Annotated in this window: 19 protein-coding genes; 14 read left to right on the top strand and 5 right to left on the bottom strand. The window is 30.3% G+C overall.

Going from position 1 to position 25,267, the window contains the following annotated elements; all coding sequences use genetic code 11:
- Positions 1-59: 59 nt before the first annotated feature.
- The 3 genes from CLJU_RS12250 to CLJU_RS12240 all read right to left on the bottom strand — a co-directional run bounded on the left by CLJU_RS12250 (position 60) and on the right by CLJU_RS12240 (position 5,757).
- Positions 60-1,958 carry a sigma-54-dependent Fis family transcriptional regulator gene (locus CLJU_RS12250; RefSeq protein ID WP_013239135.1) on the bottom strand — a complete coding sequence of 633 codons (1,899 nt, stop codon included), beginning with the start codon at positions 1,956-1,958 and terminating at the stop codon, positions 60-62.
- 606 nt (positions 1,959-2,564) lie between these two features.
- The gene (locus tag CLJU_RS12245) at positions 2,565-3,620 is read right to left on the bottom strand and encodes an NAD(P)-dependent alcohol dehydrogenase (RefSeq protein WP_013239134.1); all 1,056 of its coding nucleotides are present in this window, start codon (positions 3,618-3,620) and stop codon (positions 2,565-2,567) included.
- 238 nt (positions 3,621-3,858) lie between these two features.
- On the bottom strand, positions 3,859-5,757 hold the full coding sequence (locus tag CLJU_RS12240; protein ID WP_013239133.1) for a sigma-54-dependent Fis family transcriptional regulator: 1,899 nt from the start codon (positions 5,755-5,757) through the stop codon (positions 3,859-3,861).
- Positions 5,758-6,007: 250 nt separating this feature from the next.
- Between CLJU_RS12240 and CLJU_RS12235 the strand changes: the two genes are divergently transcribed.
- The 6 genes from CLJU_RS12235 to CLJU_RS12210 all read left to right on the top strand — a co-directional run bounded on the left by CLJU_RS12235 (position 6,008) and on the right by CLJU_RS12210 (position 10,636).
- A complete protein-coding gene (locus CLJU_RS12235; protein WP_013239132.1) occupies positions 6,008-6,526 on the top strand; it encodes a helix-turn-helix transcriptional regulator in 519 nt (172 codons plus the stop codon).
- Positions 6,523-7,416 carry a hypothetical protein gene (locus CLJU_RS12230; RefSeq protein ID WP_013239131.1) on the top strand — a complete coding sequence of 298 codons (894 nt, stop codon included), beginning with the start codon at positions 6,523-6,525 and terminating at the stop codon, positions 7,414-7,416. The genes CLJU_RS12235 and CLJU_RS12230 overlap by 4 nt, the downstream gene beginning before the upstream one ends.
- A 251-nt stretch (positions 7,417-7,667) precedes the next feature.
- On the top strand, positions 7,668-8,432 hold the full coding sequence (locus tag CLJU_RS12225; protein WP_013239130.1) for a hypothetical protein: 765 nt from the start codon (positions 7,668-7,670) through the stop codon (positions 8,430-8,432).
- Positions 8,433-8,479: 47 nt separating this feature from the next.
- Complete coding sequence (locus CLJU_RS12220; protein ID WP_013239129.1) at positions 8,480-9,010, top strand: DUF2975 domain-containing protein; 531 nt, start codon at positions 8,480-8,482, stop codon at positions 9,008-9,010.
- 12 nt (positions 9,011-9,022) lie between these two features.
- A complete protein-coding gene (locus CLJU_RS12215) occupies positions 9,023-9,229 on the top strand; it encodes a helix-turn-helix domain-containing protein (RefSeq protein WP_013239128.1) in 207 nt (68 codons plus the stop codon).
- A 237-nt stretch (positions 9,230-9,466) separates the two neighbouring features.
- Positions 9,467-10,636 (top strand): CynX/NimT family MFS transporter, encoded by a 1,170-nt coding sequence (locus tag CLJU_RS12210; RefSeq protein ID WP_013239127.1) that lies wholly within the window; start codon positions 9,467-9,469, stop codon positions 10,634-10,636.
- 71 nt (positions 10,637-10,707) lie between these two features.
- On the opposite strand, the gene CLJU_RS12205 is transcribed toward CLJU_RS12210, so the two are convergent.
- On the bottom strand, positions 10,708-11,253 hold the full coding sequence (locus CLJU_RS12205) for a flavodoxin family protein (RefSeq protein WP_013239126.1): 546 nt from the start codon (positions 11,251-11,253) through the stop codon (positions 10,708-10,710).
- A 287-nt stretch (positions 11,254-11,540) separates the two neighbouring features.
- Here CLJU_RS12205 and CLJU_RS12200 point away from each other — a divergent pair, with 287 nt between their 5' ends.
- Positions 11,541-13,535 (top strand): methyl-accepting chemotaxis protein, encoded by a 1,995-nt coding sequence (locus CLJU_RS12200; protein WP_013239125.1) that lies wholly within the window; start codon positions 11,541-11,543, stop codon positions 13,533-13,535.
- Between the two features lie 57 nt (positions 13,536-13,592).
- Here CLJU_RS12200 and CLJU_RS12195 read toward each other — a convergent pair whose 3' ends face one another.
- The gene (locus CLJU_RS12195) at positions 13,593-13,799 is read right to left on the bottom strand and encodes an alpha/beta-type small acid-soluble spore protein (RefSeq protein WP_013239124.1); all 207 of its coding nucleotides are present in this window, start codon (positions 13,797-13,799) and stop codon (positions 13,593-13,595) included.
- A 560-nt stretch (positions 13,800-14,359) separates the two neighbouring features.
- Between CLJU_RS12195 and CLJU_RS21360 the strand changes: the two genes are divergently transcribed.
- From CLJU_RS21360 to CLJU_RS12160, 7 genes are all read left to right on the top strand, one after another.
- Positions 14,360-16,078: a cell wall-binding repeat-containing protein gene (locus tag CLJU_RS21360; protein WP_013239123.1), complete on the top strand. Its 1,719-nt coding sequence runs from the start codon at positions 14,360-14,362 to the stop codon at positions 16,076-16,078.
- Positions 16,079-16,373: 295 nt separating this feature from the next.
- The gene (locus CLJU_RS12185) at positions 16,374-16,673 is read left to right on the top strand and encodes an ATP-dependent Clp protease adaptor ClpS (RefSeq protein ID WP_013239122.1); all 300 of its coding nucleotides are present in this window, start codon (positions 16,374-16,376) and stop codon (positions 16,671-16,673) included.
- Between the two features lie 2 nt (positions 16,674-16,675).
- Positions 16,676-18,916 carry an ATP-dependent Clp protease ATP-binding subunit ClpA gene (gene clpA / locus CLJU_RS12180; protein ID WP_013239121.1) on the top strand — a complete coding sequence of 747 codons (2,241 nt, stop codon included), beginning with the start codon at positions 16,676-16,678 and terminating at the stop codon, positions 18,914-18,916.
- Positions 18,917-18,958: 42 nt separating this feature from the next.
- A complete protein-coding gene (locus tag CLJU_RS12175) occupies positions 18,959-20,104 on the top strand; it encodes a YibE/F family protein (RefSeq protein WP_013239120.1) in 1,146 nt (381 codons plus the stop codon).
- A gap of 66 nt (positions 20,105-20,170) precedes the next feature.
- A complete protein-coding gene (locus tag CLJU_RS12170) occupies positions 20,171-20,491 on the top strand; it encodes a hypothetical protein (RefSeq protein ID WP_013239119.1) in 321 nt (106 codons plus the stop codon).
- Between the two features lie 356 nt (positions 20,492-20,847).
- Positions 20,848-24,372, top strand: coding sequence for a BREX-1 system adenine-specific DNA-methyltransferase PglX (pglX, locus tag CLJU_RS12165; RefSeq protein WP_029169948.1), 3,525 nt, complete (start codon positions 20,848-20,850; stop codon positions 24,370-24,372).
- Between the two features lie 22 nt (positions 24,373-24,394).
- A complete protein-coding gene (locus tag CLJU_RS12160; protein WP_013239117.1) occupies positions 24,395-25,267 on the top strand; it encodes a cation diffusion facilitator family transporter in 873 nt (290 codons plus the stop codon).

The raw sequence follows: 25,267 nt of genomic DNA, 5'->3' as shown, positions 1-25,267 counted from the left end.
ACAACAATTTTTCTTAAAATACTGTTGCTTTTTACAACAGTGTTGTTTTTATATACAATTTAAGAAAAATTAATTTGATATTTTTTTATCTTTGTGTACAAAGTACTTCTATTTATTCCTAAAATTTTAGAAGCTTTTGACATATTATGATTACAGTTGTGTATACAATTTATTATTGCTTTTTTTTCCCACTCTTCTAATGAACACATATCATATTTAAGGTTTGTAGTACAAGGATTAGTTTGCTTATTTACTGAAAGATTATTTTGAAAGTCAAAAGATGTATTTCCATTCATATTTACAATATTCTCAATACAATTTTCTAATTCTCTAACATTTCCAGGCCAATTATGTTTTAAAAGCTTTTGATATATATCAGGTCTTACTATTGGAATGGGTTTTTTAAGTTTAAAAGCTTTTATCTTTAAAAAATAGTCTATTAGTATTTTAATATCCATATCTCTTTCCCGAAGTGGTGGCACATATATAGGTATTACATTTAGTCTGTAGTATAAGTCTTCACGAAAAGTTCCTTTTTTTATCTTTTCCCTTAAATTCTTGTTGGTAGCCGCTATAATTCTTACATCTATTTTGATGCATTTATTTCCACCTATTCTTGTGATACAGTTTTCTTGGAGAACCCTTAAGAGATTTACTTGCATATCCAAAGGCATTTCTCCAATTTCATCTAAAAATAAAGTACCTCCATTTGCAAGTTCAAATTTTCCTGCACGGCCTCCACGTTTTGCACCTGTAAATGATCCATCTTCATATCCGAACAATTCACTTTCTATTAGATTCTTTGGTATGGCACCGCAGTTTATTGCTATAAAGCTTTTGTTTTTTCTATTGCTGTCATTGTGAATTGACTGGGCAATAAGTTCTTTTCCTGTACCACTTTCACCTTGAATTAATACAGTAGAAGGACTATTAGATATATTTTTTAACTGTTCTTTTAAATTTATCATTTTTTCGCTGTTGCCAATTATATCATCAAATGTGTAAGCAGCAGATCCACTTGTATATTTGTTAACCAAGTTATATACATTTTGTATATCTTTAAATATAACTACCATACCAGTTACAATATTACTTTTATCTTTTATAGGATATACATTTAAATTAAATCTTTTCTTCTCATCCGAATATAAAATTTCCTTATCCGTATATACATTGCCTGATTTGAGTTCATCAAGTATATACTGCCATATGTGTAAAACTTTATAAACATTTTTATCTATAATATCTTTTTGGTTTATGCCAAGGAGATTACAAGCACTGTTATTTATAGCCTTGACTATTCCGCTATTATCTACAGCAAAAATTCCAAAATCCATGGAATTCATGATTTTATTTAAGTATTGGTATGCTTTAAATAATTCATTTTGAGACTTATTTAATTTTAAGTGATTTTCAATGGACTTTACTGCTGATACAACAAGACCCAATGTATGGGGATGAGCCAATTGACGTTTTCCAGTTAAAGTTAGACATCCGATTATATTTCCTTGTTCGTTATGTATGACAGATGCAGAGCAGGTATAAATCTGAAAAGTATTTATAAAATGTTCTTTGCCTGAAAGTTGAACTGACAAATTTTCAAAAATAGCAGTTCCTGCTGCATTTGTACCTGCACTTTGTTCACTCAGATCAATACCTTCTGCTATTCCAGCCTTTGCCTGCTCCATTACAATATCTTTGTCACCTATGATAGTTAATACAATTCCATTTTTGTCTGTGAGATATAATGAGAAACCTGATCCACTTAAAAAATCATAAAGTATTTCCATAAATGGTTTTGCTATTTTTATAATATCGTTGTTTTCTTTTATTAAGTTGTCCAATTCTTTGCGACTAAGTGTTCGTTTAGGTTTTGGTATACCTTTTTCTATATGGTATTTAATGCATCTATTAAGAGACCTACTGACTATTTCACTATGAGTAAATGGTTTAAACATTATTAGATTACCTTCCTTTTTATATCAATGAATCTTACTTAGTGGGAGAAGCAGATATCTCAAATCTTTGATTTAAAGTGAATCGCTTTCTCTTTAGAGTTTTGTTTCTCCCACTAAGTTTAGATGAATTATCTAGGGGCGTAGCTACTGTTATCTCTCACTTTGATAGAAGAGGGAGTGTTACAGTAGGTAGCCATCAGATAAATAGCTTTATCTTAGTGTATTATTATAGTTATGTTTATTTTGAAATTATAATATATAATTTTATCATAATTTAGGTATATATGTTGACTTACTCATAGTAGATATTAATTAAATCTTAAGTTCGCAATTAAAAATACGAATATTTATCAGTTTATCCGATCGCTACCATTGCTAACACCCAAATCTTCTATCAAAGTTGGGGAATAAGTACTGTTACGCGCCTGGATAACGATTTCTAAGCATCAGGTGGAGTCAAAACTCAACCTGATGCCAAGAACTCTGTTTATAATTATGAATCGGATTGATTATTTTTTGCATCTATAAGAAAGGAAGTCTTTTGTCCAATATTTTAAGTAAAAACTGTCACATTTTTTTAATGCGACAGTTTTTTTATATGAATTTTTAGAATGTAACTACTGATTTAATTAAATCTTTTGGCTTATTTTTCATAAGCAAAAGGGCCTTTTCAATATTTTCTGCACCATCAAATACATGAGTAACAAGTTTACTCAAATCAACACGTTTATATAGAACAAGATCTCTTAGCATTTCCATTCTAAGACGTCCGCCGGGGCATAATCCTCCTCTTATAGTTTTGTGAGCCATGCCGCAGCCCCATTGAACACGAGGTATTGGTAAAGTATCACCGCTTCCATGGTAGTTGATGTTAGAAATTACGCCGCCAGGTTTAACCATAGTTACTGCTTGTGCTAGTGTTTCAGCACCACCGCCTGCCATGATTACACGGTCTACACCTTTACCATGAGTTAAGTCCATGATTTGTTCAACTATATCACCATTTTTATAATTTACAATATCAGTTGCTCCATAAAATTTAGCTGTTTCAACACAAACAGGTCTGCTTCCAACACCGATAATTCTGCCTGCTCCTCGAAGTTTGGAACCGGCTATTCCCATTAATCCAACAGCTCCTATACCAATTACTACAACGCTGGAGCCCATTTTTATGTCTGCAAGTTCTGCTCCATGAAAACCAGTAGTCATCATGTCTGTCATCATAACTGCACTTTCTAAAGGTATTTCATCTGGGAGTATGGCAAGATTCATATCTGCATCGTTTACATGAAAGTAATCTGCAAATACACCATCTTTAAAATTGGAAAACTTCCATCCTGCAAGCATACCGTTTGAATGCTGCTGAAAACCAGCTTGGACTTCTAAAGATCTCCAGTCAGGTGTTGTGCATGGTACGATAACTCTATCGCCAACTTTAAAATCTTTAACTTCGCTGCCAACTTCGGCTATTTCACCTACAGCTTCATGGCCTAAAATCATATTTTCCCTATTACCAAGTGCTCCTTCAAAAACCGTATGTATATCTGATGTACATGGGGATACAGCTAGAGGATGTACAATCGCATCATAAGGACCTGGCACTGGGTTTTTCTTTTCAATCCATCCTAATTTGTTAATACCTAACATTGCAAAACCTTTCATAATAGAACCTCCTAATAAATTAAATATAAAAATTTTAGTAAATAAAATGGTATTTTTAAATATCTATTTAAATATATAAGCAAATGTTGTGCCAGTATGTTTTTTATCATGAAAAGGTTGAATTTAGGGGGGTAGGACTTTATAAGGTTAATATATATAATTGAAAAATGCTGTAAAAAGCAACATTTTTTAAGAAAATAATGTTGCTTTTTACAACAAAGTTGTGTTTACATACACTTTAAGAAAAATTAATTTGATATTTTTTTATTTTTGTATACAAAGTACTTCTATTTATTCCCAGAATTTTAGAAGCTTTTGCAATGTTACCATTGCAATTACTCATACAATTTGTTATTGCTTCTTTTTCCAACTCTTTTAATGAATACATATCATATTTAAATTTTGTAGTACAAGGACTAGTTTGCGTATTTACTGAAATACTATTTTCGAAGTTGAAAGATGTATTTCCATTCATATTTACGATATTTTCAATACAATTTTCCAATTCTCTTACATTTCCGGGCCAATTATAATTTAAGAGCTTTTGATATATATCAGGTCTTACTATTGGAATAGGTTTTTTAAGTTTAAAAGCTTTTATCTTTAAAAAATAGTTTATCAGTATTTTAATATCCATATCTCTTTCCCGCAGTGGTGGTACATATATAGGTATTACATTTAGTCTATAGTATAAATCTTCGCGAAAAGTTCCTTTATGTATTTCTTCCCTCAAATTTTTATTAGTAGCTGCAATGATTCTTATATCTATTTTTACACATCTGTTCCCGCCTATTCTTGTAATACAGTTTTCTTGGAGAACTCTTAAAAGATTTACTTGCATATCTAAAGGCATTTCCCCAATTTCATCTAAAAATAAAGTACCACCATTTGCAAGTTCAAATTTTCCTGCACGCCCTCCATGTTTTGCACCTGTGAATGATCCATCTTCATATCCGAATAATTCACTTTCTATTAAATTTTTGGGTATGGCACCGCAATTTATTGCTATAAAGCTGTTATTTTTTCTGCTGCTGTCATTGTGGATGGACTGCGCAATAAGTTCTTTACCTGTACCGCTTTCGCCTTGAATTAGTACAGTGGAAGGACTGTTAGATATGCTTTTTAACTGTTTTTTTAAATTTATCATTTTTTCACTGCTGCCAATTATATCATCAAATGTATAAGTAGCAGATCCACTTGTGTATTTGTTAACCAAGTTGTATACATTTTGTATGTCTTTAAATGTAACTACCATACCAGTTACGGTATTACTTTTATCCCTTATAGGATATACATTCAAATTAAATCTTCTTCTTTTATCCGAATATAAAATTTCCTTATCTTCATATGAGTTTCCTGATTTAAGTTCATTAAGTATATATTGCCAATTATATAAAACTTTATATGCATTTTTATCTATAATATCTTTTTGGTCTATACAAAGCATATTACATGCACTGTTATTTATAGCTTTAATGATCCCATTGTTATCTACAGCTAAAATTCCAAAATCTATGGAATTCATGATTTTGTTTAAGTATTGATAGGCTTTAAATAATTCATTTTGAGATTTATTTAATTTTAAGTGGTTTTCAATGGACTTTACTGCTGCTACAACAAGGCCTAATGTATGGGGATGAGCCAATTGACGTTTTCCAGTTAGATTTAGACATCCGATTATATTTCCTTGTTCGTTGTGTATGACAGATGCAGAGCATGTACAAATTTGAAAAATATTTATAAAGTGTTCTTTGCCTGAAACTTGAACTGACAAATTTTCAAAAAGAGCAGTTCCTATTGCATTTGTACCAGCACTTTTTTCACTCATATCAGCACCTTCCACAATTCCAGCTTTTGCCTGCTCTATTAATATATCTTTGTCACCTATAATAGTTAATACAATTCCATTTTTGTCTGTAAGATATAATGAAAAACCTGATCCATTTAGAAAATCATAAAGTATTTCCATAAATGGTCTTGCTATTTCTATAATATAGCTGTTTTCTTTTATTAAGTTGTTCAATTCTTTACGGTTAAGATTTCGTTTAGGCTTTGGGATACCTTTTTCCATATGATATTTAATGCACCTATTAAGAGACCTACTAACTATTTCATTATGAGTAGATGATTTAAACATTATTAGATTACCTTCCTTTGTATATCATAAATAACTTTATACTAGTGTATTAATTTATAGTTATATTTATTTTGAAATTATAATATATAATTTTATCATAACTTGGGCGTAAATGTTAATTTATTCACAGTAGATATTAATTAAAATTTCCAAAATTTTTATTGACATATTATATATTAGTAGCATAATATATTACATATAATATATTATACTGATAATATATAAATTTACTTTTTAGGAGGTACTATTAATGTCAACAAAACATGCTATATTAGGTTTACTTAATGAAAGGCCAATGTATGGCTATGAAATTAAAAAAGAATTTGAAAAATCAGTAAGTTGTATTTGGTCCATAAACATTGGTCAGCTTTATACTTTATTAAAAAAAATGGAAAGCGAAAATGAAATAGTGAAGAAGGAAATATCTCAAAAAAATAGACCAGATAAATTTGTTTATACAATTGCAGATAAAGGCAAAAATGAGCTATATAAGTGGTTATCAGAACCAGTCGTAATGAGACAAACCAAGGATGAATTTTATTTAAAAATGATGTTTCTTACACAAATCCAAAATGAGGATGCAAAAAAGTACATAGATAAACAAATAGATATCATAGAAAAGCAACTAAATGAATTTAATAAGATAAAAAATATTAATAAGACAAAAAGAAATAAATTTATGGATATACTTTTGGAAGCTTCAATTATGCATTTTGAAGTAGATATTCAATGGTTAAATATTTATAAAGAGAGGATGGGTCTATTATGAAAAAAGTTATAATTTTATCACTAAAAGTAATTTTGTTAATTACAATAATGTTTATAAGTATGGCAGTTTCGTCTATACTTATTGGAGTTAAACATGGTCCTGAGTCTACAGAGAATACAGTTATACCAGTATTAATTTATTGTATTCTAAATACAATAATATTAACCTTGTTTATTGTTAAATCCAAATTGAGAAGTTATAAGCTTGTAGCAGTTAGTTTTATCATTTTTTGGGGAACACAATATTTTATGACTCAAATAGAAACTTTGTATTTCAATAGTGCTGTAAAAATGCCTTTAGAAGAATTAATAAGAAATGTTACTTCGGGTGCCATATACATCTTTGTATTTTCGTTGTTGGCAGTTTTAATTCTTGGAAAATTTAAAGGAGAAACAAATTTCCAATATAGTAATCTTAAAATAAAAACCATCATTATAAGTGCAATTCCAAATATGATACTCTTATCCATTGTTTATGTTATCATTTATTTTGTATTTGGATATTTTGTTGCATGGCAATTTGCCGATGTGAGATATTATTATACTGGGAGTACACACATCATAAGTTTTTTCACACACATGTCAAGCCAAGATCCAGTGATAATTTCATTTCAGTTATTTAGAGGAATTTTATGGTCCATCTTAGCTATTATAATAATTTATTCATTAGGTATTGAAAATTGGTTGACTTATATAACAACAGGATTAATTTTTAGCATATTAATAACGGCTCCATTAATATTTCCTAATTCTTATATGCCAGTATCAGTTCGAATAGGGCATTCTTTTGAGTTATCAACTTCTATGTTTACATTTGGAGTTGTATCAGTGATTATTTTAAAAAATAAATTACATTTAAATAAATTGGCAATAAACCAATTGAATTCATAAATTTTTTATTTTGGTTACTAACTAAGACCATATGATGGATATTAGTTCCACCATATGGTCTATTATTTTTGTCCATTAAATTTCTCTATTCCCTTATAATTTTCATCTATTTTATTACAATGATATGATTAGGAACGTATTAAAATACGATAATTTTATATTGAAAAACAATAAAAAGGTATTGAATTTTAATAAAAACTGCTATATAATACAATAAAATATAAAATTCATACAAGGGGGTAGTATGGATAATGGGGAGAAAGTACATCAAAATATTTAGAAACTGTGTATTATCTGTAATTTGTATAGTACTTGTAGTATTTATGATTATACCAGATTACATTATGTGTTTTTTTTCAAGAAATTTTTATTTTAGAGAATATATAAAAGGTAGTGAAAAGATTTATTTTTTAGGAACGTATCATAACATGACGTTAGATTCAACACCTTATTCCTATTTAAATTTAAAATCAGTTATTGAAAATTTAAGACCAGATTTACTTTTGATCGAAAGTAGACCTGAACAATTAAAAAATGGTAATTTTGCAGATGGACCAGGTGAGATGCTCTATTCTCATTTAATAGCAAATAAGCTTGGTATTGTAGTAAAAGGTGTAGATTGGTGGTCAGATTCTGGTAAAAATGTTCCAAACTCAACTAATCCTACAAGAGATGAATACATAAATAAGAATATACTAAAAGAAATTCCTTCCCATAAAAAAGTGTTGATATTGATGGGTAGTGCACATGTAACACTTGAAGAGCCGAAGCTTGAACAAGCGGGGTATAAAAGGGGGTTTTTCCCGGAAACTGCAAAAATTAAACTGCTTAAAGTTCACAATAAGAAACTGGTGTATCCAAAGGGAATGACTTTTTATATTAAAAAGAGAATTAATTATGAAAAAAGTTGTATAGGTACTGTATACAAGACAGATGCTTTCAAGAAACAAGCTTCTATAGTAATTCAAGAGCTTAATAGAGAAGTAAAAGTAATTGAACAGACAGGAGAAGAATAGACTGCGTAATTTAAGAAATATATGATAATTGGAGGTATGAATATAATATGTTTTGTAAAAAAATAAATTTAATGGGAAAACTTATTGTTAGATTTAATGGAGAAAAAAACTTTATAATAAGCTTTTTAAATGTAATTCTAAATATTTTCTTTGTAATGAGTTTAAGTAGTATGTTAATATTTCCATTTTTTTTAGCACTACCTTTTAATGTTCCTATAAAACATTTGATTTTTTTAGAGTTGGAATTAGCATTAACTAGCCTTATACTTTATGAGTTAAAGAATGTAATAGAGAGAATTAAAAAAGATAGGATATTTATTATTGAAAATGCAGATGGATTTACTAAAGTAGGTATTTATGTTTTCCTCGGGGGTATTGTATATGAAGCAAATAGTATAATAAATGCATATTGTGAACCGCCATTTAAGCTTGATGGAATGCTGTTTAGATTTGGGGATGATGGAAATTTGAAACCTGATATTTTTGTATTTATAATAATAGCATGTATTTCTCTCGTTATTGGGGAAGTGCTCAGGAAAGCAGTAAAGATAAAAAATGAAAATGACTTAACTATTTAGGTGGGATAGATCATGGCAATTATAGTTAATTTAGATGTAGTGATGGCAAAAAATAAAATTTCCCTTTCAGAGCTTGCAAATAGGGTAGGAATTACCAATGCCAATTTGTCAATACTCAAGAATAACAAAGCAAAGGCAATAAGATTTTCAACACTTGAGGCAATTTGTCGTGAACTCAACTGCCAGCCTGCGGATTTATTAGAATATAAAAAGGAATAATTTAATACTCTTATAAAACTATTTAATAATAAAGTATAAAATGCTAATATGATATATAGGAAATCATTAAAAAGTTTTACTATATAAATGAGTAAATTAGAGCAGGAGGAAGGAATTTGAAAATGATTTTTATGCCATTCTTGCCTGTATTTAATTCCCAAATTATTCAGGCTCTTATTGCAGACAAATAGATTTATTGTATTTTACAGTTAAAAATACGATAAGGAGAATTTTAAAATGAATGGAAAAAATAAAACTTTATTAATTATTGCAATTATATTTATGGCATTTAATCTGCGATCACCTATTACTGGAGTTGGTTCAATTATCAGTATAATAAAAACACAGTTAAATCTTTCGGCAAGTTCATCAGGAATTATTACAACCATTCCTTTGATTGCATTTGCTGTTGTATCACCTTTTGTAAGTAAGCTAAGTCAAAAATATGGCTCAGGACACCTTATGTTCTATGCATTAATTTTTATGGCAGTTGGAATTGAGATTCGTTCTTTTGCAGGGACAGCAGGTTTATTTATTGGTACAGCCATTATTGGTATAGGAATAGCAGTGGGTAATGTAATGATTCCAAGTATTATAAAATCTGAGTTTCCTTTAAGGATTGGAATGATAACAGGTATCTTTACCACCTCAATGTCTATTCTTGCAGGTATATCTTCTGGAATTAGTGTGCCACTTTCAGAAGATGTAGGGTTAGGTTGGAAAAATGCACTGGCAATTTGGGTTGTACTTGTAATTGTTACTATGCTAATCTGGCTTTTTCAGTGGAATTTGCAATTGAAAGGCAAAAATCAATTTGGAAATGACAGTCCTAAGGAAAATGTGTACAAGTCATCTATTGCCTGGTATGTTGCTTTGTATATGGGTATACAATCATTTTTGTATTATTGTTTTGTGGCTTGGCTTCCTACCATTTTACAGGCTAAAGGAATTAATGTTGAGACTGCAGGATATTATGCTTCGGCTTATCAAATAGTTGCGATTCCCGCATCTTTTGTTGTTCCTTTACTAGCAGTAAGAAGAAAAAATCAGAAGCTAGTAACAGGTACCATTTCCTGTATTTATGCAGTTAGTATATTCATGTTTTTGATTGCAAACAGTACTATGATTATTGCAGTTTCTGTTCTCCTATGCGGTTTATGTTCAGGAGGATGCATTAGCCTTGCAATGTCCTTTATTGGACTTAGAAGCAGTGGGGCAGGAGAGGCAGCGAAATTATCAGGAATGGCACAATCCTTAGGTTATACCCTAGCAGCTATCGGACCTTTTATAATTGGAAGTGTATTTGACTTATTTCACTCCTGGAATATACCACTTACGGGATTAATTATTATGGCAATATGTCTTCTTATTGTAGGAAATAAAGCAGGAGAAGATGTAACGATATAGTTATAAAAGTGAGAAATGAGCATAGAATGTGTGCTTGCTGCACAAAAATCCATGCTCATTCCCTTATAGGACTAATCCAGTTTATTTACCAAATAAGCTATATTTTCAGAAAATCTCTTTACTGTTCTCATTCCTTCTTCATCCTTTAAAGCTTCACCAGGTTTTTGTCCGAAGACTACATTCCAGTATGTTGAGCCTGGTATAATCATGTCATTGTAGAGATAGAACATAAGCATTTCCTGTATTGATGATGTCTGGCCAGCACGCCTTGCAACAGCAATAGGTCCTCCTACCATTCTGGATAAGAAGTTTCCACCTTTCATAGATGCCATAGCTATTCTTTGAAGTGCTGTCATAAGCTCTGCTCTTGCAGTTCCCCAATAAACAGGAGATGCTACAATGAGTCCCTTAGCACCCTTTATTTTTTCAATTATTTCATCAAATCCATCATTATAGCCTCCTTGAGGATTCATGGAATCTTTTAAAGTCATTCCAGCTAAAGACACAACTTCAGCTGAAACACCATTTTGCTCTATGACTTTTGCACATTCTTTAAGAACTTGCACAGTGTTGCCTTCTGGATTTGGACTTCCGCTTAACAATATTACTTTTTTCATATGTAATATCTCCCTTCAATTTTATAATATAATTATTATTACATAATCATAGTCCTAAATAAAGACAATATCAATATTTCATTGCTTTGCATGATCAAACTTTATAGCTAATCAAAGTAATATTATCCTAATTGTTTGACTAAATTTGTTTAGATTTGACAAATAGAATTAGATACAGGAATTAAATTGGAAACGGTGCAAACATTTATCAAATTATGTTATTATTAATATAAGAGATGTATTATATAACTCACAATTGTAAAGGTTATCAAAAAGGAGGATGCAAAATGAGAAGTATTAAAACTAAGTTAATGTTGGCTATGGGACTATTACTTGCAATTATATGTATTGGTCTTGGAACAATTTCATATTATACTTCGTCGAAGGCATTAATTGGCAATGTAAATGAAGTTCTACCTCAAATAGCAAAAGAGTCTGCAAAAACTGTTAATAGTAGGGTGGAAAGTCAGCTAAATGCTTTAGAGGCTATAGCTAGTGAAACACAGATAAGTGATATGAACAATTCATGGGAGAATAAAAGGGTTATATTAGATGCAGAAGTAAAAAGAAGTGGACATATTGAGATGAATATTGTAGATAAAGATGGAAATGCTATAAATACTAATGGCAAAACAGCTAATATTAAAAATAGAGATTACTTTAAAAAGGCTTTGGCAGGCGAAAAAAATGTATCTGACCCTGTTTTAAGTAAAACACAAAATGCCATGGTTATAGTATATGCGGCACCTATAAAAAATGGAAATCAAATTGTGGGTGTAATTACTGCAGTAAGGAATGGTAAGACATTAAATGATATAACAAAAGATATTACTTTTGGAAAAAGTGGACAAGCATTTATGATAAATAAGCAAGGTACGGCAGTTGCCAACGTAAATGAGCAAATAGTTTTAAAGGGAGATAACATTAATGAAGATGTTAAAAAAGATTCTAAATTAAAGCCTTTTGCGGATATTGAGAAAAAAATGATGAATGGTGAGTCTGGAGTTGGAGAATACACTTATGGTGGTGTAAGAAAATATTTAGGATATGCACCTGTTAATGGCACTAATTGGTCCATTGCAGTTACTTCACCAAAAGCTGAAGTATTAAGTGGCACAAATACTTTAAGATTATGGACTATTACAGCATCTATAATTTTTATAATTTTAGGATTAGTTTTTGTATTTATTCTCGGAAGCAAGATTATAAAAAATATTGTTGCAGCAATTAAATATTTAGAGACGATATCTTCTGGTGATTTGAGTTCAGTGATAAGCCCTAAATATTTGGAACTTAAGGATGAAACTGGTACTCTGGCAAGAGCTGTAAAAATAATGCAGGAATCAATTATAAGTATGATAAAGAGTATTAGAACAAATTCTTCAGAAATTAACAGTCATGCGGATAATTTATCTTCAATATCAGAAGAAATAGCAGCTTCATCAAGTGATGTCGCAACATCAATGCAGGATGTTGCAAAGGGAGCAAGTTCCCAGGCAGAAAATTTAGTAAACATTACAGACATACTAAATAAATTTGGAAGTGAACTAGTTGAAATCATTGATTCAATAAAAGAAGTTGATTCTAATGCAAAGGGTATAAATACTATGTCTGCAAAAAGTAATACTGAAATGGAACAACTTGCCCAGTCTATGAATAAGTTAAGTGATTCTTTTAATGATTTTATATCAAAGACTACTACCCTTGGCCAAAATATAAAACAAATAGATGAAATAACAAGTTTAATTAATAGTATAGCAGAGCAGACCAATCTTCTTGCATTAAATGCAGCAATTGAAGCAGCAAGGGCGGGAGAGGCAGGTAAAGGTTTTTCAGTAGTTGCGGAAGAAATTAGGGAATTGGCAGAGCAAACAACGGAATCTTCAAAAAATATAAGCACATTGATAAATAGTGTATCAGATGACTCAAGCATAATGGTAAAATCATCAGGAGAAATAAAAGATCAGTTAAATTCACAAATTTCAATTGTAAATACTACAATTGATTCATTCAAGCTTATAGTTAATGAAATAACTCAAATGAGTTCTAAAATTAATATGGTAAATGGTTTAACGGCAAATATTGACAGTGAAAAGTCCGATATACTTGGTAAGATTGAAGAAATATCTTCTGTTGCAGAAGAAGTTTCAGCTTCGTCTGAGGAAATAGCAGCATCATCTGAGGAAATGAATGCTTCTACTGAGGAAGTAGCAGCAACAGCACATACTTTGGCAGATATGACCAATGATATGAAAAAAGAAATTACTAAATTTAAACTTTAGAAAATGTAATAGTTAAAAAACAGTTAGTAAATCTAAGGATACTAACTGTTTTTTTAGTTACTTATCTATTAAATTTTTTTCAAATTCTGCTACCATTTTTTTAGTCATTAAGCCACCAACCAGTCCGCCATTATGGCCGTTTAATTTTGAAGTCTTGTTTCCCTTGTAGCTGTCGTTAAATTCCATGCCAAATTCGTTTGAATACTTTGTTTTTAATTTATCCAGTTTTGGCTTTGCTTCTGGAACTAAAGGTCTTCTACTCATAAAGTAACACCTCCATTTCAATATTAGTTTTATACTTTTAAGTAAAGATATACTTAGTAAATTGTTCATTAAAGTATCCCATAGGCTTTCTAAGCAAAAAATCAAATTATACTCCAGATATTTTTTGCAATCTTCAGCTCGGTTAAATATTTTGATAAGGCTAAGCAAAAAAATTAAAAAATACTGAGAACTTTTGAAAACTCGTACCTCAAACAATTCAAAAGTTCTAGATTTTTTAAAATTTTTTTACTAAGACTTATATACAAAACATTTAAATGAGCTTCATTATTGTAAAAATATCCCTGCATATAATTTGATTTTTAAGTTAGAGAGTCTATGATTGTATTTGTGAATTAAGCATGAATTTATGATTTCAATTATTCTAGGTAATTGAGTACAGTGAAGTAATTTATTCGTTTATTTGACAGTTAATTTAATCTCATAGTAAAATATAAATAATATAATAAATTTTAGAAGAACTTATGTATGTATCGCCAGATATGAAGAGGTGAAATAATACATATATTTTTACTTAGATTATACAAAAGGGGACAAGTATTATGAACAAAAAATTTATCAAAGTAACTATGGCTTTAACCTGTGCTATTATAGCATCATCTTTTCACAATGTTTTTGCAGACAGTGGAAAGTATTACAATATTTCTAGAATATATGGTGTTAACAGGTATGAAACCTCTGCAAATATAAGCAGACAATTTGATTCAAAGGAAGTAAAGAATGTTATATTGGCATCAGGAAAAGATTTTCCGGATGCTCTCGCAGGTTCTGTACTTTCAAAAAAATTAAATGCACCTATTTTACTTATGGATGATGTTAATGATCCTTCCGAGGAGGACTCCTTAAGTTATATAGAAAATTATGTATCTAAAGATGGAACTATATATGTTTTAGGAGGAGATGCGTCTGTAAGTCCACAGGTTATAAGTTGTTTGAATAAGTTAGATTTTAACAATATAAAAAGACTTGGAGGAAAGAATAGATTTGAAACCAACAATTCTATAGTTGATGAAATAAATACTTCAAAAGGTACTCCTGTAGTGCTTGTAAATGGATTAAATTTTCCAGATGCACTTAGCATATCAAGTGTAGCAGCTTCTAAAGGATATCCTATATTTATGAGTTTATCTAATTCTATTCCAGATAGCATAATTCAGAAGATAACTTCTATAAATCCATCTAAGATATATATAGTTGGTGGAACAGGTGCATTAGATACTCAAGTTGAAGATCAACTTAAGAATGCTATGACTTATATAAAAAGTGATGATTTAGTTAGAATTAGCGGTAGTAATAGGTATGAAACCTCAATTAAAATAGCTAACTATTTTAATTTGGATTCTAAAAGCGTAATTTTAGCTAATGGTGAAAATTTTCCAGATGCTTTATCTGGTAGTGCACTTGCTTCAAAATTAAATGCACCTATAGTGCTAACTGATGGAGTAAATGCAAATGTACAAAAAAAATATATAGATGATTCAAAATACACAAATATGTATATTTTGGGTGGACAAGGTTCTGTAAATTCTTCTATAGAAAATAGTTTTAATGGCATTAAATTAGATCTTGATGGAGATTTCCAAGGAAATAAAATAATTGATTTTAAAACTGCTGATGTAAATAATGATGGAAAACCTGAAAATGTTATACTAGCTTGTAAAGGTGATGATTTAAGTCCAACATTATATGTGCAGGATGCTTCAGATGGAAAAGTAATTGATTCTAAGACTATTAAAGACTTTTCATCTGGAAAAGGTGATATCGTACTTGCAGATATAAATGGAGATGGAACCCCAGATATTACAGCAGTAGTTGAAAATGGGGGAAATAGTTGTATACAAACTTGCGATATAGAAACTTTAAAAGATAATAAGTTTTTTGAACTTGGAAAATATGGTGCCGAAAATTCTTTAAATCCTTTTCCTGAGAGTGATCTTTCTTTTAACCTTGATGGATACGATACATTTAAAATGTACTCAAAATCTCTTGATAAGACTTGTTCTGTGGATTTGACAGGAGATGAAGGTATACAAAATATTAAAAAGGATGGAGAAAGTGTAGATCCATATATAGGTCATGGACCAAGATTTACAGTGTCTGACATAGATGGTGATGGAGTATATGAATTAAAGGTTTATGAAGATATATCGGGAAGCTGTCATGCAGATGTAATTGGATGGGCGAAAGGATCTTATAAATACAAGGATTCATCTTTAAAACTTATTAATATTGATATGGGAAGTTATTATCCTGTAAAGTAAAAAATATCATGTAAAAAGCATCTTCTTATGAACCGACCCCCAAAAGTTAGACCTCAAATCTAACGATTGGAGGTTGGTTTTTTATATGCATACAATTAATTGCTTTCCAAATGTGTATAATTGAAGCTCCCGTGATCTACTTTTCCAGTAATATCAATTCATTATTGTACACTTTGAAATTAAATTATGTTAAAATGATTTTATGTATTATATATTTAGACATTTGAAAGAAAATAGGCTAGTATACTGGCTGACTATTTCTTTGAAAATGCCTTACATCTATGGAGTTGTTAAAATGACGCAAAAAACTGTTTTAAAGCAAAAGCCTCAATTGAAGATTAAACCACCTTCTATGTATAAAGTCATTATACACAATGATGACTACACTACTATGGAATTTGTAGTTGAAGTTTTAATAAAAATATTTGAAAAAAGTGCTGTAGAAGCTACCAAAATAATGTATGATGTACATAGAAGAGGCATAGGAGTAGCAGGTGTATATGTTTATGATATTGCTGCTACTAAAATAATGCAAGCTGTAAAGATGGCGGAGAGCAGTGGGTTCCCACTAAAATTTAGTATGGAAGAGGAATAATTATGAAACTAGATAGAATAGTAAATGAAATTATGACTGCAGCTTACAATGAAGCAAAATATTGTAAGCATGAATATTTTACACCAGAACATTTATTATACGCTGCTTTATTTTTCCCGGAAGGAATGGAAATAGTAGAAGGATGCGGTGGAAGTGTACAGGATATAAAAAATGATTTGCTACAGTATTTTAGTGATAATATACAAGTTACAGAAAAAAAAGAGCCGCTGGAAACTGTAAGCTTGCAAAATATATTAACTTCTGCAGGCGAACATGTTTTAGCAGCTGAAAAGGAAATAATAAAATTAGGAGATATTTTTATATCTATATATGACGAAGAACAGAGTTTTGCCAGCTTTTTTCTAAAAAAACAAGGGATAAAGAGAATAGATATATTAAATTATATAACTCATGGAACTCCAGCAAATATGTTTAATTATAATATTGAAGATGATGCTATATACTCATCGGACGAACAGGATATGCCTTTATTTTTTCAAATAGCAGATTTTTCAGTAGAACTTACTGAAAAGGCAAGAAATGGCGAAATAGATCCTTTGATTGGCAGAGATGATATACTTAGTAGAACAATTCAGGTGCTTTCAAGAAGGAACAAAAATAATCCAATTCATGTTGGAGATCCAGGGGTTGGAAAGACAGCCATCACAGAAGGATTGGCGAGCCTGATTGCAGATGGCAAAGTGCCTAAAAATTTGAAAGGTAGTAAAATATATTCCTTGGATATGGGTTCTATTCTAGCAGGTACTAAGTATAGGGGAGATTTTGAAGAGAGAGTAAAAAATATATTGAAGAAAATAGAAAAAGAAGATAAGGCTATAGTATATATAGATGAAATACACACTATAATAGGAGCAGGATCTGTATCTGGTGGATCTCTTGATGCTGCAAATATTTTAAAGCCTTTTTTGACTAGTGGAAGAATTAGATTTATAGGATCTACTACTTATGATGAATACAAAAAGATATTTGAAAAGGATAGAGCTCTTGCCAGAAGATTTCAAAAAATAGAAGTACCGGAGCCTACGGCAGAAGATACTTATAATATACTTCTAGGAATAAAAGGACAGTATGAAAAATTTCACAATGTGGTTTATGAAGATGAAGCTTTAAAAGCAGCAGTAGATTTATCCATAAAATATATAAATGATAGGTATTTGCCAGACAAAGCTATAGATGTAATAGATGAAACTGGTGCCTATGCGAGGCTTCATGGAAAAGATGAAGAACAAATAGTTATTGAAAAGAAACACATAGAAAAGACAATTTCATCTATGGCAAAAATACCAGAGAGAACATTGTCACAGGATGAGACAAAAGTTCTTAAGAATTTAGATAATATTCTTAAGGAAAAGATATTTGGGCAGGATGAAGCTGTAAAGGCTGTAGTAAGGGCAATTAAAAGGTCTAGAGCTGGATTTAATGAAGACAACAAAACCGTGGCAAATCTCCTTTTTGTAGGCCCAACAGGTGTGGGAAAAACGGAAATAAGTAAGCAGCTTTCAAATGCTTTAAATATTCCACTAATAAGATTTGACATGAGTGAGTATCAGGAAAAGCATACAGTGGCAAGGCTTATTGGTTCTCCACCAGGATATGTAGGATATGAAGAAGGTGGACTTTTAACAGACACTATAAGGAAGACTCCTTACTGTGTGCTGCTTTTAGACGAAATAGAGAAGGCACATCCAGATGTACTTAATATAATGCTGCAGCTTATGGATTATGCTACTCTTACGGATAATACTGGAAGAAAAACTGATTTTAAAAATGTAATACTTATAATGACTTCAAATGCAGGAGCAAGGTATTTAGGAAAATCACTTATGGGATTTGGAAATAGAATTGTAAAAGATGATGCAATTTCCCAGGAGGTAAATAGAGTATTTTCTCCGGAATTCAGAAATAGATTGGATGAAATAATATTTTTTAATGGAATGAATGAACAGATGGCATACCGTGTAGCACAGAAGGCTATGGGTGAATTTGAAAAGCAACTTTTAACTAAGAATATAAAGATAACAGTTACAGATAATTGCTATAAATGGTTAGCACAAAAAGGTGTGTCATTAGAATATGGTGCAAGAGAGATAATGAGGATAGTTAAGCAGGAAATAAAACCTTATTTTGTAGATAAAGTGCTCTTTGACAATAAAATTAAAGATACCGTTAGCGTCATAGATATAGAAAATGATAGCATAAAGATTAAAGTAGAAGGAGAATAAGTTAAATATTAGAGGGGATCTATGACGGAAGGATGAGTTAAAGTGAAAAAAGTAAGCAAGATTATTGTAATTAGTTTGTTGGCTTTTATTGTAATGACTGCAGGTATGTTTTCTGCAAAAGTTATGGCAAGCGGGACTTCAGACACCGATAATAAACCAGTTCATGGCAAAGTTATTAAAATACATGCAGGTGGAGACAAGAATTCCCAAAGATTTTCTAATGCAGATGTAAAAATTACATCAGGAAGTCTTAAAGGCAAGGTGATTACAGTTCAAAATTTTGCAGGTGGGCAAATCAAAGATGAAGGAAGTAGTACACAGAGCTTTGCAAAAGTAGGAGATGAAGTATTAGTCAATATACAATATGATTCAAAAAACAAGGTGAAAAAAGCTTATATTTATGAGATAGTAAGGTATAAATATCTATATGGATTGGCTGCATTTCTAATCATATTGCTTATAGCTATAGGTGGCTTAAAAGGCTTTAAATCCGTAATAACTTTAGCTATAACTGGAATTGTGGTAATAAAAGTGCTTATACCACTTATACTACAGGGATTCAACCCAATGATAGTATCTATTGCAGTATGTATTTTTGTAACCATAGTGAACCTACTCATAATAAGTGGTAAAAATGAAAAAACACTTGCTGCTATTATAGGAACCTCTGGTGGGGTACTTATTGCAGGGGCCATAGCGTTCTTTTCAAACTCTATGATGATGTTAAATGGACTTACTGATGATCAAATGCAGTCTATTATATATACTTCACAAAATGCCAATTTCAATTTTTCAGGTTTGTTGTTTGCAGGAATAATCATGGGAGCACTTGGGGCAGTTATGGATGTAAGTATGTCTATAGCGTCCTCTATAATGGAAATAAAAGAGGTAAAACCTGATATGACTATGAAGGAACTTGTGAAATCTGGTATGAATGTGGGAAAAGATATTATGGGCACTATGGCCAATACTTTGATACTTGCTTATGTAGGAGGAGCCATGTACATAATGATTATGATTTCATCTTACTCTTATAGTACATCTATTTCTACAGCTTTGGATCAAGATATTATTGCTTCTGAAGTTTTAAAAGCTCTGGCAGGAAGTATAGGTCTTATATTTGCAGTACCTATAACAGCAGTTATAACTGCGTTTTTAATTAAACTGAATAAAGGTAAGGAAAAGTAACATTTTTTAATCTAAAACAATATTATAATACAGTGAAACAATTTGAAAATATGGAGATGAACATTAATGGAAACTGTTGTAAATTTTTATGTTGTTTTAGATGGAAATGGAGAAAATAAAAAAGAATTAAAAAGTCAAATAACTTCAGATAATCCTATATTTACAAATATACAAAGTGGGGATACTATAATTCCTAAAGAAGGTAGCGAAGAATATATGGTTTTAAAAACCGTAAGAAATTTTGCAAAAGAAGAATTGGATATATATATAAGTAGAATAAAAAATAAAGATGAAGTAATGGATGAAATAGAAGAACTGGCTAATAAGACTGTAAAATCAGTATTGGATTCTATTAAAGATACATTTGACTTTGATAAAAAAGAGTAATTTATCTGATGGCTACCTACTGTAACACTCCCACGCACTCTGTGAAAGCGATTATCACCAAATCATAGATTTGGGATACCTGCTTTTCTATCAAAGTGGGAGCTAACAGTAGCTACGCCCCTAGATAATTCATCTAAACTTAGTGGGAGAAACAAAATCCCACTAAGTAAGATTCATTGATAGACAATAATTTAAAAACACTATTAAAATCATTTGATATAATGATTTTAATAGTGTTTTTTTATATGATGCCAAGAACTCTGTTTATAGAAATTTTATTTAGACATTTGAAAGAAAATAGACTAGCACATTTATTGGTTATTTCTTTAAAATGCATTAAGTTAGGAAGTGCAAAAGTGAACAAAAGTATAATAAAAAATTTTGCCATTCGAAGTAGAAAAGAACTTAAAGTAAAAATTAAAGCATCATTATATGATATGGGAAAAGGTAAAATTGAAAGCTTAAATGAAAAAGACGATGATGCTTATAACAAAATCATTGAAGAAACCGCATATATTTGGTTTAATAGATTTATTTCAATCAGATTTATGGAAGTGAATCATTATATTTCTACCAAAATAGGAGTATTATCTTGCTTTAATCCAGCTGACATTGGAATGAATATATTAGCGAAAGCAAATGATTTGAAGTTTAATATAGATAATGAAAAAATTGATGAAATGAAATTAAATGCAAATGTAGATGAATTATTTAAGTATATAATAATAACTGAATGGAACAGTTTAAATAAAATACTGCCTTGTGTGTTTAAGAATAAAGAAAATTATGTAGAATTACTCTTCCCACATAAACTTATAAAAGAAGGTTCTTTTATAAAAAATCTATTAGACAAAAATATTATATCTGAAAACGATTGGAAGGACATAGAAATTATAGGATGGCTTTACGAATACTATGAACTTGAAGAAAAAAATAGGATAACAAAATCAAAAAAGAAGTATACTAAAGAAGAAATTCCCTGTGCAACACAGCTGTTTACACCAGATTGGATAGTAAAATATATGGTTCAAAATTCTCTGGGAAGATATTGGATAGAGTCACATCCAGAACACAATGATTTAAAGGAAAAGTGGGAATTTTATATAGAGAATTCAGAGAAAAAAGAGGATATAGGTTATAAACTGAAACCTTATATAGATAAAAAATTGAAGGTTGAACAAATAAAGTGTTTTGATCCTGCTTGCGGTTCGGGGCACATACTTATATATATGTTTGATCTGTTATATGATATATATGTAAAATGTGGATATAAAAAGGTGGATATACCAACTCTTATAATAGAAAATAATCTTTATGGACTGGACATAGATGACAGGGCATGTCAGCTTGCACGTTTTTCAATTATAATGAGGGGTATGAGGTATGATAAAGAGTTACTTAATAACACAAAGAAAAAGTCTATAAGGTTTAACATAGTATCTATACAAGAGACTAATAGCCTTGGTGATAAAGACATAGCTTATATAGCTGGGAAAAATTCAGGAGAGAATTATGAGAGAACAAAGTCTTTCATAGAAAATTTTAAGGATGCAAAAATATATGGTTCTCTTATACAATTAGATAAATTCAATATGCAATTTTTTAAGGATAGACTAGAGTATATAAAGGATGAAACTTCCAATAATGTGATTGAAGAAAGTAGAAGAAAAAAGGTTTTAAGGCTTATGACGCAGCTTATAAAGCAGAGTGAAATAATGCTTAAAACTTATGATATTTTGGTAGCAAATCCACCTTATATAGGAAATAAATATTTAAATCCACTTTTGGCTAAATATATTGGAGATAAGTATCCAGAAGGAAAGTCAGATATATTTTCTGCATTTATTGTATATAGTTTCTCAAAAGTTAAGGTGAGCGGTCAATTGGGATTTATGACACCTTTTGTGTGGATGTTCATACAGTCTTATAAAAAGCTTAGGAAAATTATAGTGGACAATAAAAACATAAATAATCTGATACAGCTGGAGTATTCTGCATTTGAAGAAGCAACAGTTCCAATCTGTACGTTTACTTTAAGAAATTATAATGCACAAATTAAAGAAAATTATATTAAACTGTCACGCTTTAAGGGAGTTTTCAGCCAGCCAGAGAAGGTTAAGGAGGCAATAAATAATCCAGTTGTGGATTACAGGTATGAAGTAAAGCAAGGTAAAATGAAGAACATTCCACAAAATAGATTTGGTTACTGGCTTACAGATAGTGAAATTCAAGTATTAAATGAAGCAAAAGTTATAGCTGATGTTTCATTTCCCTGTACTGGCATGCAGACCGGAAATAATGATAAATATGTAAGACAATGGTTTGAGGTAGAATATGAAACTATTAATTTCACAGGTAAAAGTAATAGAAGGAAATATTGGATCCCCTATCAAATGGGAGGAGACGCCCGAAAATGGTATGGAAATATTTCAGAAGTAGTTTATTGGAAAGACAATGGAGAAAAGTTGAAAGAAGAAAAAGGTGCTGTTATAAGAAATGAGAGATTTTATTTTAAAAGAGGTATAAGCTGGAAAAGGATAACTTCAGGAAATAATACTATAAGGGTGTTAAACGAAGGCTTTATTTTTGACCAATCTGCAGATTCTATATTTGTGAAAAATAAGCCTGATTACAATTATATACTGGCTTTTTTTAATACTAAAATAATGAGGAATATTTTTGAATTTATATCTCCAACATTAAATTTAACTGCAGGAACTGTTAAGCAAATTCCCATATATATGGACAATAATATAATTGTCAGAAAAAAAATAGATTCACTGTGTAAGGAGTGCATAGTTATATCTAAATTGGACTGGGACTTTTTTGAAATTTCCTGGAATTTTACAAGGCATCCTCTTTTGTCAGTTAAGAGTGGAAAATTGATAGTTGATAGTAAACAGTTATCAGTGGAAAGTAATGAAAATCCAAAAAATACTACTCACTTGTCAGATGCATTTAATGCATGGAAAATATTTACTGATAAACAGTTTGCTAGATTAAAATCTAATGAGGAAGAATTAAATCGAATTTTTATAGAAATTTATGGACTTAAAAATGAATTGACACCAGAAGTACCAGATGGGGAGATGACTATTAGAAAAGCAGATTTATCAAGAGATATAAAGAGCTTTATTTCTTATGCCGTAGGATGTATGTTTGGTAGGTATTCTTTAGATGTAGATGGAATTGTATATGCTGGAGGAAATTTTCATAATAAATGGAAACTTGAAAATGAAAAATGGAAGGTTAAAAGTGAAAAAAGCGATGCATGGTTTTACTCTACTTTTTCACCTGATGAGGATAATATAATCCCAGTACTTTCAGAACACTATTTTGAAGATGATATAGTAGACAAATTTGTACAATTTGTAAGTGCTACTTTTGGAGAAGAAAAGTTATCAGAAAATCTTCAATTTATAGCAAAAACGCTTGGAAAAAAGAGTAATGAAACAGATGAAGATACTATAAGAAGATACTTTGTATGTGATTTTTTTAAAGATCATGTAAAGATGTATAAAAAGAGACCTATATATTGGATGTTTACATCTGGCAAGGAAAAGACATTTAATTGTCTGGTTTATATGCATAGATACGATAAAGATACTTTATCTAAAATAAGTATAATTTATATAAGAAAGCTCAAAAGTATGTTGTATAAAAAAAGGAAAGAGCTCCTTAATGTAATGGAAGAGGGCTGTGGATGTTTTAAAAAAAAGAAAGCTAAAAAAGAGCTTCTAGTACTTCTTAAAAAAATAGATGAATTGGAAAAGTATGATGCAATGATGAAACACATGGATTTTACAAAAATAGAAATAAATTTGGATAAAGGTGTGAAAACTAACTATAAAAAGTTTAAAGAGATGCTGTGCAAAATATGATTTTTATTTTAAGGAGAAAAGTATGGATGAAGATTATAAGAATCTTAAAATTGCAGAAAAGGGTGCACGTATTAGCATTATAGCTTATATAATTTTATCGATGCTTAAATTGACTTTAGGATATTTTTATCAATCTAAAGCACTTACTGCTGATGGAGTGAATAATTCAACAGATATAATTGCATCACTGGCCATTATTATAGGACTCAAAATATCTAGAAAACCAGCAGATGATGATCATGCCTATGGTCATTTAAGAGCACAGACTATATCTTCACTTGTTGCTTCTTTAATAATGATAGCTGTAGGTTTAGATGTAATTTACAATGCAGTGTATACCACCATTTTTTTAAAGAACAAGGCACCAGATATGATTTCAGCAGTGGTCGCCATTATTTGTGCAATACTTATATATGCAGTTTATGTATATAATAAAAGGGTTGCGCTTAGAATTAAAAGTTCTGCATTGATGGCTGCTGCAAAAGATAATCTCTCAGATGCTTGGGTAAGTATGGGCACTGCAGCTGGAATCATAGCTTCTCAATTTGGATTCCCCTGGATAGATCCACTGGCAGCAGTACTAGTAGGAATTTTAATTTGTAAGACAGGTGGGGAAATCTTTAAGGAAGCAGCGCATAATTTAACAGATGGTTTTGACAGCAAACAGTTAGATAGTATAGTTTCTAAAATAAAGGAAATTGATGGCGTTAGCTGTGTTAAAGGTACGAAAGCACGTGTTCATGGTAATAATATTTTGCTTGATATTGTAATAGGAGTTAACTCTAAGCTTACTGTAGTTAAAAGTCATGAAATCACAGAAGAAATAGAAGAAATGTTAAATAGAGAATTTAAAATCAAACATGCAATTATACATGTAGAACCGGATTCAAAATAA

The sequence above is a fragment of the Clostridium ljungdahlii DSM 13528 genome, from assembly GCF_000143685.1.
Taxonomy (GTDB): Bacteria; Bacillota; Clostridia; order Clostridiales; family Clostridiaceae; genus Clostridium_B; species Clostridium_B ljungdahlii.
Note: the sequence above shows the minus strand (reverse complement) of the source record. Positions and strands in the feature narration are given on the sequence as shown.